This window comes from Bacillus cereus group sp. BfR-BA-01310 (assembly GCF_022664325.1).
Lineage (GTDB): Bacteria > Bacillota > Bacilli > Bacillales > Bacillaceae_G > Bacillus_A > Bacillus_A paramycoides.
Map to the genome: position 1 here is coordinate 105550 of NZ_JAKUHD010000001.1, position 18907 is coordinate 124456.

Sequence of the window (18907 nt, forward strand, 5' to 3'; positions counted from 1 at the left end):
AATAACACGAATTATCTATCTATTACTTATGTATTCGGTTAAATAAAAAAGATAGTAGGGATAATCAATCCTTACTATCTGCTCTGCATTCTTGCCATTTGTATATATTCAATTAAAAATAAATCGTTTCATTCTATTCCTCTAAAAATATAAGTACAGACTCCATAATTTGCTCATAACCAATTTCTTGATAAATTTTATTAGATGTTGGATTCGCTAGATCGGTATATAATGTAGTCGTTTTGTAACCTTCATCTAACATACGTTGACTAAGTGCGGCTACACAATTAGATGCGTACCCTTTTTTCCGTTCTTCTTTCGGCGTATAAACGAAATTGACTGTTATATTATTTGTAGTCGGTCTCGTTTTTGCAGCTATAGAGATTAGTTTACCTCCCACTTCCAGACCGAATAGACGATTGGTGGTTATTAACGTATGTGCAGTTTGTTTTGCTTCTTCTTTCGTAGTAGGGAGCTTCACGTCTTCACAAAATTGATATACCCATTTTTCTATTAATGGAAGTTCATCGCTATTTATTTCTCGAAAAATCCCATTCCCGTTCCACTTCTTCTTTACTCGTTTTAGTTCATACACACCTTGCTCCATCACAACAGTAGTTTTTTTCTGTTCTAATATCGCAATCTCTTCAGTTAATTTCTGTACGATTTTTTTATTACCGATCAATCCAGGAATATTTGAATATACTTTCGTTAACTCCTTTGCAAGTTCCACTATATCCTCTTCCGAAATTTCAGACGTAGCGACGATCATTTGTTTCTCCACTGTTTGAAGAAATACAATCGCCACTTCTTCTCCTTGTTTCGCTGCCGCCATAAATATCGGTTCTTGAACAACTTGTAATACGCCTAATATTAAATTATTTTCCTGCTCATTCTTTTCTAAAAATGGTATAACATCTTCTTTAAAACGAATAACCTCTTCATATACGTGCAATTGAATCATCGACAATCTCTTCCCTCAATTTTTATTTTAATTAAATATTGGCGATTAATTCATTAAATCCTTCTTTTACGATTCGATAATATTGGAAACTAATGTGTTTAAATCATTTTCAGCTCGTAAAATTCTCCGTTTTTCCTTTTCAAATATCTCTTCTTCACTCCGAAATGACTCTTTACGACTTTTAATCATACGCTCCATTTCTTTTTTACTCGGTCCACCGTATACATTTCTTTTTTGAATAAAAGCTTCTGGCGATATAATTTCTTTCCACTCTTCCTCTAATAAATTCACTTTCAAATTTTCTTGTAAGTATACATTTACGTCCTTGAAATTTAATTCATTCAACTCCTTTTTTTGCTCTAATGACATATTCGCTATAGTACTTGCTGCATGATGAGCATGCCGAAATGGAATTTCATAGTTTTTTGTTAAAGTATCTGCGAAATCTGTTATCGTTATTGCATGTTTATAGGAACGACTTTTTAACGTTTCCTCTTCTACTTTCATCGTTCGAATAACTGCATTCATAATACAAAAAACACGAATCGCATTTTCGATTCCTTTATATAAATACGGCTGCAAGTCATCCTCCGTATCAACAATATCACCAAATGGTGTATTATGAATCATTTGAAATACAGTAAATGCTTCACCTAAAGCGCTACTCGTAATAGCACGGGCATGTTCAATTGAAACTGGATTTCGTTTTTGCGGCATAATACTACTAATTTGCACATATGACTTTGCAACAGTAATACCGTCATACTCTTTCGTTGCCAATAATAAGAAGTCATGAATCCACCTACTCGTATTCGTCATAATTACCATAAGTAACGAACTAACTTCTAATAAATAATCCGCTCCAGCAACGGCGTCATATGAGTTTTCAATTACATTTGTAAATCCAAGCAACTGCGCCACTCGTTCTCTCTTAATCGGAAAACTTGTTGTAGAAAGGGCCGCAGCTCCCATTGGAGACTGATTTAAAAGATGGTACGTTCTTTTCATTCGTTCTAGGTCTCTTTGCATCGTATCGTAAATTGCTAAAGAATAATGACCAAATGTTGTCGGTTGCGCTGGTTGTGTATGTGTATACGCAGGCATAATTGTTTCCATATGTTCCTCAGCAAGTTGGAGCATGCTTTCTTGCAGTAATAAATGGTGCTCTATTAACCGCAATACATATTGCCGCAAACTCATACGATACATCGTTACACCCATATCATTTCTGCTTCTACCGATATGCATATTACTTACAAATTCACACTTCGCTTCTTGAACAATTAAATGTTCAACTAAGAAAAAAAGATCTTCGTGCTGCTCCGTATATCGCAATTGATCCTTTGGAATTGCCTCTACCCTTTTAAGTGCTGTTAATATAACTTTAGCTTCTTCTCTTTTCATTAACTTTTCTTCAGTTAACATAGTAATATGTGCCCTATGCACTTGAAACATATCTTTCAATAAATAATTGCGTTGAAAATCAAATACATGTTGTAATACACAATCCACATATGATTTCCCAGGGAAATCAGCGCCTTCACTCTTTATAAACTCTTCTTTACTCTGTTTCATCACCTTTTCCCCTTTCGCCTAAGTATTACTACCCATCATACCCAGCGATAGCGAAAAAGTGCTTGTACACAAAAATAAACTCGGCGCTTATAGCACCGAGTTTATTTAATAACAGTCGCATCATACTTATCACTTTGCAACACTTGGAAATGTAAATTTGCCAAGTGTTTACGTATTTCAGCGCTGTCATCTTCATTTAAATTATTTGCTAAGAAAACAATTTCTGTACAGTTTCCGCGTTTATCCATTGCATAAACTGCTTTAGTTACCGTCCATGGTGTATAGCCATTCTTTTGTCCAGCATGCCTGAATGTTTTACGATATTTCTTTGCACTCATATCTGTTTCAACGATATTCGCCCACACTTTTTCTTCAGCTTCTGTAAGGCCACCTTTATGATTTGCCTTTTGAAGCAATACCATATAATCATTTGCCGATGCGGCAGGTAATCTATCCGACCAAATTTTATCATATCGTTCCTCTAAATACAGGGGAATTTCCTGCTGTAATAATAATGGCCCCTTCTTTTTTAAGCGTTCATGAATAATCATGGCATACTCTCGATATTGCTCTTGAGACATTTCTTTTAACTTCTTCTCTATTTTATATTTCGGAACATGTAATTCTTTATGCAAATATCCTGGAATATATAAAGATGAAACAATTGGAAACAGTGGTTGGTGTGCAGGGAGCGCTAAGCTTTGTAAATTTCGATTAATATTATCTAACCCTAACACTTCCATTAAATATTCAGTATTTGCATTTGAACTGAACTTAACCATTCCTTTTGCAACTTCTTCTAAAGAAACCGCTCCTTCAGTTATCTTCCCCGTTTTCTGCAAATAATTTTGCCACCTGTCTTGTGCACCACCATCTGTATTTGGTACATAATAACGATTCACATCATTAATTGAGACGAAACTAGACGGATCAATTTTCCCCTCTGTAACTTGTTTCGTATATTCAAGCGCCACAATTAACTTCATCGTACTAGCAACTGGCAATACAACATTTGGATTTACAGAATAAACAACTTTATCATTTCTTTTTATTAGAAGTGCACTATTTTTTTCATCTTTATGTTCTTCAATAAAGGATGCTATATATTGCGCATCATCATTATTTGAACTCCAAACTTTTTTCACCAAAAAGTTACCTGATATTAGCAAAACAAAAATACCCACAATCACTGCGCATACTATAGTTTTTTTCAAGTAAAATTCCTCTCCTATTGTGTAGCTCTTCTCTATTTATCTCTTAATAACAAAATAATGAAGATAATTATTTAAATAATCATCTCCATTATTTTAACTTGTATTTTACTATTATGTCTACGTCATAATTTTCACAAAATCCTCAAGAAACTTTTTATAATGTAAAGACCAACCAATTTTCACCCAATTTTTCAATGCTTTCGAATCAGGATGAGGACGAAAATCAGCGATACTTTCTCCTTTTGCAACTCCAATCGTATCTACATCAACACGGCGATAAACGTAATCTAAAAGAGATGGATTTGCTGCTGCCATCATCGTTACTACATCGTGCACTGGGCTCCCTGTTATTTTAGGATTGAGGTTTTTATAAGCTTTATAATAATACGTGAAAATCGGTTCTATTAATTTCTTAAAATTCGTTTTAGAATGTTTCGTAATGTATTTCACCATTTCCGGTGTAATAATCGCTTCTGATGTAACGTTAAGCGGTATTAATGTCACATTTTTTGCATTTTGCATAACTAATTGTGATGCAATTGGGTCCCCATGAAAATTCGCCTCCGCGACTGGTGTAACATTTCCGGGCATTAAAAAAGCACCGCCCATTATATAATATTCCTTCACATACTTCATCATCGGTTTCTCCAAAATAAATGCCGTCGCCAACGTTGTTGACCGGCCGGCATCAACAATAATTAGTTCACCCTTATATTTTTCAATGATATCAAAAAACTCACAAAAAGGTTTTATATTTGGAGAAAAGGCTTTAGGGGGACGAATCGGACCTAAGCCGTCTGCTCCATGAATTTCTGGGTAATACGTTACAAACTCCCCAGACAAAGGTATTTTAGCCCCACTAATAACAGGTATATCTTCCCGGCCCGCTATTTGCAATAAATACGCCGCATTACTCGTCGCCTTTTCCTGCGTTACATTCCCATATCCCGTTACTACTCCAACAATATCAATATTAGGATGCAACAATCCATACATAATTGCTAAAGAGTCATCAATTCCCGGGTCTCCTAAAAATAATATTTTTTTCACAGACCTCAACTCCATCCCATCAATTGTTATTACTTTATGAATACATGACAGCATACAGAATGAAAAAGAAAAATTTTGTTATATACAAAAAACGTAGAAGCTTCCTAGTAGAAGTCCCTACGTTTTTTCAATTTTATCCCGCTACTTTTTTCATCGTAACCATACTACCAATTATATAAGCAATAAAAGCAAAGCAAATCGGGAAAACAACTGTATGTATACCAAATGGATTAGGGAAACAAAGATGAATAAACATATAGGAACCTACTCCAACTAAAATAGAAGCGAGAGCTCCAGTTGCATTTCCCTTTCTCCAATATAAACCTAACACAATCGGCCAAATGAACGCCGCTTCTAAACCACCGAAGGAAAATAAATTTAACCAAATTAAAAAATCTGGTGGCTTAATAGCTGCAGCGTATACGAGTAATCCTACGATACCAGTAATCCATAGACTACCTTTCTTTATCGTACTATCCGCTGCCTCTTTATTTATGTAATTCACATATATATCCTTAATAATTGACGAACTTACAAGTAATAATAATGAGTTTACAGTAGACATTATTGCTGCCATTGGTGCAGCTAAGAAAACTCCAGCTAACCAAGGTGGCAACACTTCCATCGCTAATAGCGGCATTACTTTATCTGGTACCGTTATACCTGGAAGTACTACTCGTGCAAATACACCCGTTAAATGCATACCAATCATAATTGTACCAACCACAACCGTTCCAATGATTAGCGCCTGGTGCATAGCTTTTGAATTTTTATAAGACATAGCACGCACACTAATTTGTGGTAATCCAACGACACCAATTCCAATTAAAATCCAAAATGATGTGACATATGCTTTTGTTAAACTACCGTCCGCACCGAATGGTGTTATTAGCTTTGGATTAATTTGAACGAGTTCATGCATTATCTTTTCAACCCCGCCACCAGCAATGACAGTAGCAATTAAAATGATTGTTGTTCCGACTAACATGATGATTCCTAATAATGTATCTGATAAAGCGACTGCACGAAATCCACCAATTAACACGTACACAAGTACAGAAAATGTAAATAAAAATAGTGCCGTTGTATAGGAAAGTCCTGTTAGTGACTCAATTAATCGTCCGCCACCAACCCACTGAGCTACTGTTGCTGAAAACAAAAAGATTATAATACATAATGCTGAAAGAACAACTACCGCCTTATTATTGTATCTTCCCTTTAAATAATCAATAAGCGTAATTGCCTCCATCTTCCTAGCGATAATAGCAAACTTTTTACCAATAACCGTTAAAACGATATATCCTGTTACAACTTGAATCGCCGATAATAACACCCATCCAAGTCCCATATTGTAAGCAATACCAGGCCCACCAATAAAGCTACTTGCACTACCGTACGTAGCTATCATCGTCATAGCTAATAATAAGCCGCCAAGCTCACGCCCACCAAGAAAATATTCTTGCAAAAATTTATTATTAGCAGTTGCTTGTACACGTCTTGATGCAAATACACCAATTAAAAACACAACGATAAAAGAAATTATCATTGGAATTATTACATACCAATTCATCTATCATTCCTCACTTTTTTCTTCCTCATCGAGTGAAATATCTTGAAATAAAAAACGAACAACTAAAATAAGCAAAATAACTATTACGATAAATCCAACGATACAGCTATAAAAAAACCATGCTGGAAAACCTAATACATATGTATATTCACTCGGATCCTTACTACCAAGCCCATAAGCAAATCCATACCATATTATAAAATTAATAATAGCTAGTCCAATACCAATTAACGCTTCCCTATGGGCAATTCGAAAGCGTGGATCATCATGATAATTCTTCATTTTCTCCCTCCTCTCACGAGGTATAATTGTACCATTGTTCTTCTAGTTTTTCCTACTAGAAAACAAAAACGCGCAGGATTTTTTGTAATTATATAGAATACAATGTTTCATTACATATTTTTTACAATTGTAACATAAATGAAATTTGAATTTTCTGTATTTGTTATTTATGATTTTAAGTAGAGGCTTTTCATCTAGTTCCCACATCCTTGATTTCGGAATAAACGCCGTCTCGTACTGCGTTTACATTATATTTTCAAGGGGGTTATACAATGAGTCAACTAGCTGTAAATCTTCATGAAAAGGTAGAGAAATTTCTTCAAGGTACAAAGAAACTATATGTGAACGGAGCGTTTATCGAAAGCGCTTCCGGAAAAACATTTAAAACTCCTAACCCAGCAACCGGTGAAACTCTAGCTGTCGTTTCTGAAGCTGGTCGCGAAGATATTCATAAAGCTGTCGTAGCAGCTCGAATGGCTTTCGACGAAGGTCCTTGGTCACGTATGAGCGCCTCTGAACGAAGTCGTCTTATGTACAAGCTTGCTGATTTAATGGAAGAACATAAAGAAGAGCTTGCACAGCTCGAAACGTTAGATAACGGAAAACCAATCCGTGAAACAATGACAGCAGACGTCCCGCTTGCAATTGAACATATGCGTTATTACGCTGGCTGGGCTACAAAAATCGTTGGGCAAACAATCCCTGTTTCCGGTGAGTACTTTAACTATACACGCCATGAAGCAGTTGGTGTTGTCGGCCAAATTATCCCATGGAACTTCCCACTTCTTATGGCAATGTGGAAAATGGGAGCCGCTCTTGCAACAGGATGTACAATCGTCCTAAAACCTGCTGAACAAACTCCACTATCCGCTCTATACTTAGCTGAATTATTTGAAGAAGCTGGATTCCCAAAAGGCGTTGTCAACATCGTTCCTGGATTCGGGGAAACAGCTGGACAAGCTCTCGTTAATCATCCACTCGTTGATAAAATTGCATTTACAGGCTCCACTCCAGTCGGAAAACAAATTATGAGACAAGCATCTGAATCATTGAAACGCGTTACATTAGAGCTTGGTGGTAAATCACCAAACATTATTTTACCAGACGCTGACTTATCTCGAGCAATTCCAGCTGCACTTTCTGGTGTTATGTTTAACCAAGGACAAGTGTGTTGTGCTGGATCACGCTTATTTATTCCGAAGAAAATGTACGATAATGTCATGGCTGATCTCGTTCTATATTCTAAAAAATTAAATCAAGGCGCTGGATTAAATCCAGAAACTACAATCGGTCCTCTCGTTTCTGAAGAACAGCAAAAACGCGTAATGGGCTATATTGAAAAAGGAATTGAAGAAGGTGCCGAAGTACTTTGCGGAGGAAACAAGCCATTCGATCAAGGATATTTCGTTTCTCCAACAGTATTTGCTGACGTAAATGATGAGATGACAATCGCTAAAGAAGAAATTTTCGGTCCAGTTATTTCTGCATTACCATTCAATGATATTGACGAGGTAATTGAACGTGCGAACAAATCACAATTCGGTTTAGCGGCTGGCGTATGGACAGAAAACGTAAAAACTGCACATTATATCGCAAGTAAAGTTCGTGCAGGTACAGTATGGGTAAACTGTTATAACGTCTTTGATGCAGCATCTCCGTTTGGTGGCTTTAAACAATCTGGACTTGGCCGTGAAATGGGATCTTATGCGCTAAACAACTATACAGAAGTGAAGAGCGTTTGGATCAACTTAAACTAACGAGAAAGAACCTGACTGGATAAGTCAGGTTCTTTTCATTATGTATTTCATTTAAACTTGCAATCCGCCGCTAACATGTAATACCTCTCCTGTAATGTACGACGCATACTCCGATGCTAAAAAGGCAGCTGCGTTTGCAATATCCTCCGGTGTTCCGATTCTTCCAACCGGAATCGCTCCAACCATTTTCTCTTTTACTTTATCCGGTATTGTTTTGGTCATATTTGTATCCATAAATCCTGGACAAATCGCATTACACGTAATACCAAAACTTCCAACCTCTTTCGCTGCTGTTTTTGTTAAACCTACTACCCCTGCTTTTGTAGCCGCATAATTTGCTTGCCCAATATTTCCTTCCCTACTAATAGAAGAAATATTAATAATCCGTCCATACTGTTGTTGTCTCATATAAAGAAGTGCTGGTTGCATACAATAAAAAACGCCAGTTAAATTAACTTGTAATACTTGTTCCCAAGCAGACTTCTCCATCTTATGTAACATTGCATCTTTTGTAATTCCGGCGTTATTTACTAAAATATGTAATGAACCAAATTTTTGAACCGCATACTCAATTAATGATTTCGCTTCACTTTGATTACTCACATCACATCGATATAAGCTCACTTCATATCCTTCATCCGATAACTCACGTGTCGTTTCTTGTAGCTTCTCTTCATTTACATCACTAATTAATACTTTAGCCCCTAGCTTCGCATAAACTCTTGCGATTTCTTTTCCAATCCCCTGCGCAGCACCTGTTACAACGGCTGTTTTCCCATTTAAAAAGTCCATCCCTATCCCCCATTTCTATTCGTTATACTGTATATTTCGGCTCTTTGCTTTCCAAATCCTCTTTGTATAAAAAAGTCTATTTGTGTCAAACTAACTTTGCAACGCCGCATAAAACACAAGGAGATTGTGTCAAATGAAAAAAAAGAATGTAGATCAAAACAAAGCTACTGATGGCATTGATGTTGAGTTTTCTCGTGAACTCGCTGACCACAATGACTTAGAAGCAAACGCACGTGCAGATGCCGCTGATGCACGTCAAAAACGCCAGTCAACTGAAAAATAAGGCACTACAATGTTCCTTATTCTTTTCAAAAGGGACCTACTACCCCAAAAATAAACCGAGGCTACTCTCGGTTTATTTTTTATATTTTTTTATATAATGTGCTAAAGCAAGCAACGGGTATATGTGTCCGTAACTATGATAACGAATATAAAATCCCCCCGGTAACCCTGTACCAGTAGGATATTTTTCATTCATAGTAGGCTTCGTGAGCAAATATGAAATTCCTTTTCGAATAATCGGTGTTTCTTTATCATTGTAAGAAATGAGCGCATCAAGTGCCCAGGCCGTTTGTGACGACGTACTAAAGGGCAAAGAAATAAATCTTTTATCTACACTACTTTGACATGATTCTCCCCAACCTCCGTCTGCATGCTGTACATGCTCGAGCCATGATGCTGCTTTTTTTAATGACGCATGAGTCGAAGAAATTCCTAATGCACGTAAGCCTGTCATCGCTGCCCATGTACCATATATATAGCATATCCCCCATTTCCCAAACCAGGATCCATTCTGTTCCTGTACATCCATTAGCCATTTTACAGCTTTCTTTTTTTGCTCCTCTGGCAATTCATTCGGCGCGTATGTGCCGAAAAATTCTAACACCCTACCTGTAATATCTGGTGTAGACGGATCTGTTATCATATCACTCGCGTTTTCAATCGGCAAATTTGCTAATATACGGCTCGTTACCCCTCGTTCAAAAGCTCCCCAGCCTCCATCACTGTTTTGTAATCCTTTTACCCATTCTACGCCTCTTCCCCACGCACTACCTACTTTACCATTCCCTCTACTTCGTGCTAATGCTCTAAGAGCAGCTGTTGTATCGTCTACATCAGGAATCGTCGTATTAACATCTGAAAATCCCCAACCGCCAGCTACGAGTGAAGGTGCATGTACGCTCCAATCTACTTTTTTACTATGCTGTCTTTGCAATAAATACTCTGTCGCCCTTTGAATCATCTTATTTTCATTTGTAACATTGGCCTCTTGTAATGAATAGCTGAGTAAAGCGGTATCCCATACGGTAGAAGGAGAATTTTGCAAATGACTCCCCCTTTCCATCTTACATGCATAAGACTTCAATCCTGTTACAGCCTTCTCAATAACAGGAGACTGAATAGAGTGTCCTAATGCAAGCAAAGCATAAATCATATAAAACGTAGCACTCGCGTAACTATACAAAGTTCCATTTTCATCAATACGTTCTTTCATAAAGCGCTCTACTTCTTCATATCCTTTATGGTGTAAAGAAAGCGGATATGATATTACCTTTTTCACATCACCTAAAAACGATTGAAACAGCGGAGACCGCTCCTCGCGAAACCATTGTCCACCCCCGCCAGCAATATGATTTAAATTTGGCAATAACTTTTTCTCTATACGAAATCTCTTATTCATACAAATCATCATCGGAATTAAATGTATCCGTGCTGAGCTGCTTAGCTCAAATATACTGAGGGGGGAGTCATCTTGTAAAAATAAGATCGGCGTTGGGAAGTGAAAAAGAGCAGGATAATCATATTCCCCGTGAATCGCTAATAAAAATTTCGTCATAAAATGAGCACGAGAAACTCCACCGCGTTCCTTAATAAACATTTCAGCTCGCCTCATATTCACATCTTCTTTTGAATACTTTCTTGAAGCAAGTAAAGCAACATATGCTTGAATCGTTGCGGATAAATTCCCTCCAGGCTCATCTTCATATAATTTCCATGTTCCTTCATTTGTTTGGAAAGATGCTAACCTTTTCACGAATGGTTCTATTTCATCATCTCGCCCTAACAATTTAAGTAAAAAAATCATATGACAATCCGTTAACGGAGCCCCTTCAAAACAAAATCTCCACGTTCCATCTTGTCTTTGCATCGTTTGAAGTGCAGTCGTTCTCCGCTCAATTTCGTCACGCACTTTGTCATATAGTAGCACTCTATTCACCCACCCTTTCTAAGTCCGTATACGATATTCGAAAAGCCAGCTAATTATGTATGAAAATAAAGAAAAGCAGAATGTGTGTAGTACACATTCTGCTTACAAACAATATCCAACCCCGACAACAATTCCTAATAGCGCTCCGACAACAACTTGATACGGTGTATGTCCAACGAGCTCATTTAACTTTTTATAATCTGTTTGCCTGCCGTGAAAAAAATCATTCAATATTTTTGCTTGCTTACTTACCGCAAGTCTTACTCCTGAAGCATCATACATAACAATAATGGCAAAAATAGCGGCAACCGCAAATATTGAACTTTCCACTCCTTCTACAACTCCGACACCTGTAGCAAGTGCCGTAACAGTCGAGGCATGTGAACTTGGCATTCCACCTGAAGCGAAAAACTTTGCAAAATCAAACTCGCCGGTTTTTACTAATTTAAAAACAACTTTCGTTAACTGCGCTAAAAACCACGAAATTATAGCTGCCATAAGCGGATCATTATGTAAAATTGTTTCCATGTTTTTCAGCTCCTCACTGACTATAATGGACTTCTATATAATTATAATTATAAAGAAAAATGCGTAGAAAATACTACGCATTATGATACTTTTGCTGATTTATTTTTAATAAATTTCGGTTGTTTCTGTAGTAAAAACTTTGTTTTCGCTATCGAAAAGACAAATAAAGCAACCCATATACAGAAAAATGCGATCATATGAGTAGATGTGAAATGTTCACCAAAAACGAATACACCTAAAATTAAACTAATAGTCGGTGCAATATATTGTAAAAACCCTATCAAATAGAGCGGAATAAGCTGTGCCCCTTTAGCGAAATAAAAGAGTGGTAATGCTGTGACAATACCTGCTCCTATTAAAAGAAACGTTGATGTAGCCGAAATGGAACCGAACGAGCCAAAGCCATGCACTCCTGTCATAAACAAATAGATAAGCGCAAATGGCGTCACTATCATCGTTTCCATCGTAAGCCCAATTGTCGCGTCGTAATTTAATAATTTTTTTGTTAATCCATATAGTCCAAATGAAAAAGCAAGTGAAAGAGAAACCCATGGAATAGATCCGAAACGTACTGTTAAAATAACAACGCCTACTCCGGCTAAACCAACCGCAACATATTGCCAAAAATTAAGCTTCTCTTTTAAAACAACTGTACCAAGTAAAATACTTATAAGTGGATTAATATAATAACCAAGACTTGCTTCTATTACATGGTTATGATTTACGGCCCATATGTATACAAACCAGTTTCCACTAATGAGTACCGAAGCAATTGTTAATGACATTAATAATTTAGGTCGTTTAAAAAGGGTCACTAACTCCCCACCAAACTGACGAAACCTCTTCGTTACTCCTAAAACTAACAACATAAAAACAAATGCCCAAACAATGCGGTGCGCTAAAATTTCGTCTGCCGGAACTTCCTCCACCCATTTCCAATAAATCGGAAGGACTCCCCACATCGTATACGCACCCGCAGCATATATAATCCCCTGCTTTTGTTGTGCTGTTTGACTCCCCATCTTCCTTGTTCTCCTCTTCTCTTTTTTTCTTCATTATAAGGTCTTACATGCTTACTTTACCAATATCCAATCTGCATTTCTTTCGACATTCCTCTTGCCAATCCCTTATATGTATAAAAACATGCCAACTGTTACAATAACGAGCACTGGAATACCGAAGACAAATTTGCTTTTATGTGTCTTATGATGAAACGTATACATACCAATCCAAGCTCCAACCGCTCCTCCAGCTGCAGCTGATAAAAATAACGTACTTTCTGGCGTTCTCCACTGTTTCTTCTTTGCTTTTCGCTTATCAAGCCCCATCATACTAAATGCTATAACGTTGATAATAATAAAATAAATCCATTTCATTTCTTTCTCTCCCTAAAAAAATTCGCTTTATGTTAACACGAAAATAAGGTGCACACAATTAAAAAATGGCTATAGGTTAAAAATAAACCTTTTTTAACCTACAACCATAATTTTAATGCTTACACTTTATTTCTAATATGACTATGTTTTTTTGCGTATATAAAATAGATAAAAATACCTACAATAACCCAAATTGCAAAACTGATTAAAGTGGTTTTAGAGAGATTTAATGCTAAATATAAACAACTTACTATCGCAAGTATAGGTAAGAATGGAACGAAAGGAGCACGGAACGGTCTTTTCAGATTAGGATGTGTCTTCCTTAATACAATTACAGCTATAGATACAAATATAAACGCTGTTATCGTTCCCACATTCACTAAATTTGCCAACAAATTCAAGTCCAATAAACCTGCTAATAAAGCCGCAAGAATACCCGTAATCCATGTATTAAAAAATGGTGTTTGAAAACGTTTATGAACGCTTGAAAATCTTTTTGGTAGCAAGCCATCTCGGCTCATCGAGTAAGATACTCGAACAAATGCAAACATAGCAACTAACAACACTGTCGTTAAACCAGCTATCGCTCCAACTGATAATAGACCAGCAATTCTATCCTCTCCCACAATACGCAAAGCATATGCAACTGGATCAGCTACATTCAGATCCGTAAACGGAACCATTCCAGTTAACACGAATGAAACACCAACATAAAGAATTGTACAAATACATAAAGAGACAAGTAATCCAATTGGAACGTTTCGTTGTGGGCGTTTCACTTCCTCTGCTGCTGTTGCAACTGCATCGAAACCTAAAAAGGCAAAAAATACAGTAGCGGCCCCTCCAATAACACCATGATATCCAAAAGGAAGAAACGGCTGCCAATTCTCTGGCTTTACATATTTCGCTCCTACAATAATAAATACTAAAATAACAGCCAGTTTAATAATAACCATTATATTATTTATACGTGCACTTTCTTTCACACCACGACTTAACAAAAATGTAACAACTAAAATAATAATAACCGCTGGCAAGTCAATAATTCCGCCATTCCCCATCCCTGGTGCTGAAGCAACGATTGCCGGAATATGAATATTAAACCCTAGTAGCAATGATTGGAAATAGGCTGACCATCCCGCCGCCACTGCAGAAGTAGCTAATAAGTACTCTAGCATTACACACCAGCCAACTATAAAAGCAAAAATCTCACCTAATGTCATATACGTATACGAATACACACTTCCTGAGACTGGGACTGTAGATGCAAATTCAGCATAACAAAAGGCTACACATGCACATACAATTGCAGCTAACATAAAAGATAATACAATTGCTGGACCAGCATGTTTCGCTGCTACAATACCTGTTAAAACGAAAATTCCTGTACCGATAATTGCTCCAATTCCTAAAAGAGTTAGGTCAATTGCTCCTAAAGTTTGATTCAATACTTTTTTCTTTTCTTCATCCATTGCTTTCTTTATTAATAAACTCATTCGTAGAAACCTCTTTTTCAAAATTATCCCTTACTCATTACACTCTTTATTACTGTTGCTATTACACATTAATAATATTCATGCTTTACTATCACTCCCTATATAAACTCCACAAATTACACGCTTTAAAATCAGAAAAATCAATCTTCTAAAAACGCGCTTGTTAACAGGCATGTTTTTAGAAGATTGATTGAATTTATCACACGATTAATTATATTGTCAACAATATAATTAATTCACTTAAATTGAATAATTATAAATGTAATGATATCTCGAAATATAAAATACAATTTATAAACATTGTTATTTTCCATTTTTACACACTTTATATTATTTGAGAATTGATTTTTATACATCAAATTTAATGTAGATATTGCATACAACTACAATTAAACCAGATAATTCGTTATATTGAAATAATCACCTAGATTTATAGACTGATCAACTTTCCCACGCATTACACACAGTATTTTCACTAAAAAAAATAAAAAAGCGCAGATTTTCATCTGCACTTTTCATTCTTCCACTTTATTTTCTGCATTATTATTTTCGATGTGTTCCTTTTGAGCTTCTTCTTGCATCTCTGCTGAAATCATTCCATAATAAATTTCTGGATATAATCCAAATATTTGATATACACTTCCTAAAAACGGCATCGGAATCCCTCTTTTCTAAAGTTGTATTGCCATTCTTAAGGATTCCCTTTTCATTCATTATACATTCGTTTTTGGCACTTCTTCATCGTGAACGTGTAATAAATTTTGCCATTTTTTATAAGGTGCACTATTTGGATCCACATACCCTTTCGCATACGAACGATCCCACAATTGTTTAATAAACATCTCTTTCTCTTTCTTCGCAACCATATCTGCACCCGTTCCGTAATAATTTTGGAAATACAGCTCAATTTCATCAAGGAATAGCCTTAACAACTCGTCGGATGTTTCTTCTAGCGTCGGGTCATATTTTGCCTCACGGTCATACATTAAAATCATATCTAAAATATTATGGGCGTGCTCTTTACGAAGCCATCTTATATCTTGGGCGCCTAATACAAATGCATGTGTATATAAATGTCCACCTTGTATCATAGCTTTTTCTTGTTCTTCTTCAAATCGTGACAAGATGTTTTCATAAATAAACGGATTATGGAGCAATGCTCTGTGCAATTTATAACTTTCGCTTGATATATTTTTCCCCATCGACTGGATTAAAAAGCTACGCCCGACACCGTTATATTGATACACGAACTGTCCATCAACAGCAACTAAACTAATCCAACGATACATATACGCGTATAGAAGAGCACGATTACACTTATCGTAGTCTAACTTCGTTTGTGTTGCATTCAAGTCTGGCATAAATGCTGGTAAGTGCCAATACTTATCTAAATGCGGCGTCAAACTAGACTTTTTACTATTTAATTTGTTCACACGGCGATAATACGATTGAAAGTAGTCACCTTTATCATTCATAAAACCATTTGCAATATGCCCAGATGAAAGCTTAGGAAAATCTTGTAACGATAATCCGTAATGGGCACGATAACAAATCACTTCAAATGGTGAAAATGCCTCGTTTACCGTATCTTTTTCTTTAAACATTTCTTGCAATAACTCTTCTTGCAATTCTTGTTTTAAAGAAGGGTGTACGCCCCAATATTGTAACTCTCTATGATGAGAAACTTTCGGAACGAACGGACTTGCTAAATGGAAAAGATCTTCAATTTTTTCACGAACGTATTCATCACGATCACGTTTCTTGAAATCTGCTTCTTTTCGCAATGCTTCAACGATATTAAGCTCTAATTTGTCACGATAGCGCACTTGAAGTTCGTCATAACAATAACTCAATATATGTTCACGATAGAAGTCTTCAACCTTTTTCGACTGAATTTCTTCAGTTTTTGCATCACGACAATATTCCCCGTACAAACTCATATAAATTTCTGATGATATATCTTTCGGTAATACACCTAAATTTAAATGTTGCTGCATATCTTGCCAAATCTTTTCTTGCAATTTCTCTTCAGCTAACACATATACATTCGTCGGATTCGTTTTCCCTTCAAATTCTTTACTTCGCTTTTGAATTTCAAACAATAAATTTTCACGTGTTTCTTGTAAATTATCAAAGAATCTTTCCCAATATTGAATCATTTTATCAACCGCCTGATATAGCGATTGGTACACGAGTTCTAACAACATTTCTTTGCGATACTCACTTAATTTGTGTACATATTGCGTTACGATATCTTCAAATTCTTTTTTGAACAAACGCTGCTGATTATAAAACGTTTTCCCAAACCAACCTTGTTGCTGGGCAATTTCAACGCGGCGAACAGCCGTTACAGTTCCATCAATATTACTCACATTAAATTTCTTATCGTAGTTTTGAATTAAATTACGCTTTTGTTCATTATTTTCATGTAGTCGATTCATCTTCTCTACTAACTGCTTACGAATTTCATACAGCATGAAACGTGCTGCTACTGGATGAACAGGATCCGTTTTCTTTAAAAACCATGTATTTAATTGGTAAGACTGTCCCTCTGAGCCACTTGGTGTAAAGCGGTCTGATTCGATCATGTCATATAGAAGGGTAGTAACATGCTCATGTACACGGCTCGGAATCGCATAAGCATATAAACGAACCGCATGATCAACTCTCGCTACTTCGCCCTTCATTTGTTCCATCATTTTAAGCTTCGCAGCCGATATTTTGCACTCATGCTGCAGGCGGTTTAATTCCTCATCTTTTTGCACTGTACGGTGTACATAACTCTCTACAGCATCTAAAAACAATTTTGATTTTGCAACACCGAGCTTTCCGCCCTCTGCCCCTTCACGCGTTTCATTGTACATTTGTCTATAAAAAATATGAGCTTGTTCTGGACGAGTAGCAAGATGTTCTAAATCTTCTAAATAACTTTTACCACGCTCCGGCTTTTCGCGCTGCATACCACGTTTTACATCTTGATCGTATCTTTGCTTCTTCTCTTGAAACAGTTGATCTAAATGCAGCCACGATTCATCTAAACCTTGCACCGCCCATTTTAATGCACAATATTTCAAAACATGCTCATACGGATAAATAAGTTTTGCCGTTCCTGCTCCGCAATATCTACCTTTCCCACTTGATTCTGCTAATTGCTGGATTTGATTATCTTCTTGTGCAAAATGATTTGTGGACATCGGACTAAATAACTGTAAATAAATCGTGTTTGCCATTTGCTCCATATAATCCGATAAATTATGCAAATGGTGCCCATGTAAATTTTCATAATCATATAAGAAACAATAATTATACGGTAAATGATGCTGCTTAATCGTATGATTCGTTCTCCCATCTTCATCCACTTGATCAGGACGATATTCTAATTCAATCGTTACACCGCCGCGTTTTGATAATTCCCCAGTAGACCCGAGCGTAATAGCGTGCAGCTCTTTTAAAGATGCATAGCCGTTCGCTTGCACAGTTTCAAATTCTTTCGCACTAACCGTTCTCGTCTTAACTAAAACATCTGGCATTAAAAATGCACCACGTATTAAAATGTTATGATGCTGCAATTTTTTCCGAAGCATTTCACGTAAATATAATGCGATTTGTAAAAACATCCCTGAACCTGTTCCACCAGCTAGTGACGTTACAATAATAACTCGCACACCATATTCCGTCTGATCGCTTGTCACCGGAAAAATCTTCTCAATTTCTTGCCAAAAAGATGTCAGCTTATCTTCTTTCATCGCTGCACGTAGCGCTAACCGAGAGATAACCCGTAACTGTCCTGCTCCTTCTGTTAACGGTTTATCAAGTATAGTCGGGTCCATCGGGAACCATTCCGGAATCGTTGGATCTCCCGCAATATACTCTCTCGGTGTTTTACTCGAACTCGTTTGCGTCTTAAACTTCCGAATATGATCAAATTTACTCAATGTATTCACATCTGTATCAAATACATGCATCGCTACCTTTTTACGACGCTCCTCAGGTAACTTTTCATATATTTGGTGTGTGACAGTACTACCGATTCCACCTAAGCCAATTAAAATTGTTGGAACTTGTAATGTCATGTGAACCACCTTCCTATTCGT

Annotated in this window: 16 protein-coding genes; 2 read left to right on the forward strand and 14 right to left on the reverse strand. The window is 36.6% G+C overall.

Features of this window, described 5'->3' with window-relative positions; genetic code table 11:
- Positions 1–133: 133 nt before the first annotated feature.
- From MR109_RS00560 to MR109_RS00585, 6 genes are all read right to left on the reverse strand, one after another.
- A complete protein-coding gene (locus MR109_RS00560) occupies positions 134–970 on the reverse strand; it encodes a GNAT family N-acetyltransferase (RefSeq protein ID WP_242270547.1) in 837 nt (278 codons plus the stop codon).
- Positions 971–1030: 60 nt separating this feature from the next.
- Positions 1031–2539: an argininosuccinate lyase gene (gene argH / locus MR109_RS00565; protein WP_048371322.1), complete on the reverse strand. Its 1509-nt coding sequence runs from the start codon at positions 2537–2539 to the stop codon at positions 1031–1033.
- A 101-nt stretch (positions 2540–2640) separates the two neighbouring features.
- Positions 2641–3753, reverse strand: coding sequence for a serine hydrolase (locus MR109_RS00570; RefSeq protein WP_002172848.1), 1113 nt, complete (start codon positions 3751–3753; stop codon positions 2641–2643).
- A 117-nt stretch (positions 3754–3870) separates the two neighbouring features.
- Positions 3871–4803: a nucleoside hydrolase gene (locus MR109_RS00575; RefSeq protein ID WP_048371324.1), complete on the reverse strand. Its 933-nt coding sequence runs from the start codon at positions 4801–4803 to the stop codon at positions 3871–3873.
- A 133-nt stretch (positions 4804–4936) separates the two neighbouring features.
- Positions 4937–6373, reverse strand: coding sequence for a sodium/pantothenate symporter (gene panF / locus MR109_RS00580; RefSeq protein ID WP_025148106.1), 1437 nt, complete (start codon positions 6371–6373; stop codon positions 4937–4939).
- A gap of 3 nt (positions 6374–6376) precedes the next feature.
- Positions 6377–6655 carry a YhdT family protein gene (locus tag MR109_RS00585; RefSeq protein WP_242270551.1) on the reverse strand — a complete coding sequence of 93 codons (279 nt, stop codon included), beginning with the start codon at positions 6653–6655 and terminating at the stop codon, positions 6377–6379.
- A gap of 272 nt (positions 6656–6927) precedes the next feature.
- Between MR109_RS00585 and dhaS the strand changes: the two genes are divergently transcribed.
- Positions 6928–8412: an aldehyde dehydrogenase DhaS gene (gene dhaS, locus MR109_RS00590; protein WP_048371327.1), complete on the forward strand. Its 1485-nt coding sequence runs from the start codon at positions 6928–6930 to the stop codon at positions 8410–8412.
- 51 nt (positions 8413–8463) lie between these two features.
- On the opposite strand, the gene fabG is transcribed toward dhaS, so the two are convergent.
- On the reverse strand, positions 8464–9204 hold the full coding sequence (fabG, locus tag MR109_RS00595) for a 3-oxoacyl-ACP reductase FabG (RefSeq protein WP_178939196.1): 741 nt from the start codon (positions 9202–9204) through the stop codon (positions 8464–8466).
- A 133-nt stretch (positions 9205–9337) separates the two neighbouring features.
- On the opposite strand from fabG, the gene MR109_RS00600 reads away from it, so the two are divergent.
- Complete coding sequence (locus MR109_RS00600; RefSeq protein WP_002172854.1) at positions 9338–9487, forward strand: YfhD family protein; 150 nt, start codon at positions 9338–9340, stop codon at positions 9485–9487.
- Positions 9488–9559: 72 nt separating this feature from the next.
- Here the strand turns inward: MR109_RS00600 and MR109_RS00605 are convergent, their stop codons facing one another.
- From MR109_RS00605 to MR109_RS00635, 7 genes are all read right to left on the reverse strand, one after another.
- The gene (locus tag MR109_RS00605) at positions 9560–11413 is read right to left on the reverse strand and encodes a terpene cyclase/mutase family protein (RefSeq protein WP_178939195.1); all 1854 of its coding nucleotides are present in this window, start codon (positions 11411–11413) and stop codon (positions 9560–9562) included.
- Positions 11414–11515: 102 nt separating this feature from the next.
- Entirely contained in the window at positions 11516–11941 is a 426-nt protein-coding gene (locus MR109_RS00610; protein WP_242270553.1) for a divergent PAP2 family protein, read from the reverse strand.
- An 80-nt stretch (positions 11942–12021) separates the two neighbouring features.
- Complete coding sequence (gene rarD / locus MR109_RS00615; protein WP_242270555.1) at positions 12022–12963, reverse strand: EamA family transporter RarD; 942 nt, start codon at positions 12961–12963, stop codon at positions 12022–12024.
- A gap of 105 nt (positions 12964–13068) precedes the next feature.
- Positions 13069–13317, reverse strand: coding sequence for a DUF1294 domain-containing protein (locus MR109_RS00620; protein WP_242270564.1), 249 nt, complete (start codon positions 13315–13317; stop codon positions 13069–13071).
- A 119-nt stretch (positions 13318–13436) separates the two neighbouring features.
- Positions 13437–14813 (reverse strand): branched-chain amino acid transporter BcaP, encoded by a 1377-nt coding sequence (locus MR109_RS00625; RefSeq protein ID WP_242270568.1) that lies wholly within the window; start codon positions 14811–14813, stop codon positions 13437–13439.
- A 515-nt stretch (positions 14814–15328) separates the two neighbouring features.
- Complete coding sequence (locus tag MR109_RS00630) at positions 15329–15469, reverse strand: hypothetical protein (RefSeq protein WP_002172860.1); 141 nt, start codon at positions 15467–15469, stop codon at positions 15329–15331.
- Positions 15470–15526: 57 nt separating this feature from the next.
- Positions 15527–18886 carry a tubulin-like doman-containing protein gene (locus MR109_RS00635; RefSeq protein WP_242270571.1) on the reverse strand — a complete coding sequence of 1120 codons (3360 nt, stop codon included), beginning with the start codon at positions 18884–18886 and terminating at the stop codon, positions 15527–15529.
- Between the last annotated feature and the right edge of the window lie 21 nt (positions 18887–18907).

Coding starts and splice junctions, on each gene's coding strand:
- argH (WP_048371322.1), bottom strand. CDS start 2,539: ATGAAACAGAGTAAAGAAGAGTTTATAAAGAGTGAAGGCGCTGATTTC.
- panF (WP_025148106.1), bottom strand. CDS start 6,373: ATGAATTGGTATGTAATAATTCCAATGATAATTTCTTTTATCGTTGTG.
- MR109_RS00585 (WP_242270551.1), bottom strand. CDS start 6,655: ATGAAGAATTATCATGATGATCCACGCTTTCGAATTGCCCATAGGGAA.
- dhaS (WP_048371327.1), top strand. CDS start 6,928: ATGAGTCAACTAGCTGTAAATCTTCATGAAAAGGTAGAGAAATTTCTT.
- fabG (WP_178939196.1), bottom strand. CDS start 9,204: ATGGACTTTTTAAATGGGAAAACAGCCGTTGTAACAGGTGCTGCGCAG.
- MR109_RS00600 (WP_002172854.1), top strand. CDS start 9,338: ATGAAAAAAAAGAATGTAGATCAAAACAAAGCTACTGATGGCATTGAT.
- MR109_RS00610 (WP_242270553.1), bottom strand. CDS start 11,941: ATGGAAACAATTTTACATAATGATCCGCTTATGGCAGCTATAATTTCG.
- rarD (WP_242270555.1), bottom strand. CDS start 12,963: ATGGGGAGTCAAACAGCACAACAAAAGCAGGGGATTATATATGCTGCG.
- MR109_RS00620 (WP_242270564.1), bottom strand. CDS start 13,317: ATGAAATGGATTTATTTTATTATTATCAACGTTATAGCATTTAGTATG.
- MR109_RS00625 (WP_242270568.1), bottom strand. CDS start 14,813: ATGAGTTTATTAATAAAGAAAGCAATGGATGAAGAAAAGAAAAAAGTA.
- MR109_RS00630 (WP_002172860.1), bottom strand. CDS start 15,469: ATGCCGTTTTTAGGAAGTGTATATCAAATATTTGGATTATATCCAGAA.
- MR109_RS00635 (WP_242270571.1), bottom strand. CDS start 18,886: ATGACATTACAAGTTCCAACAATTTTAATTGGCTTAGGTGGAATCGGT.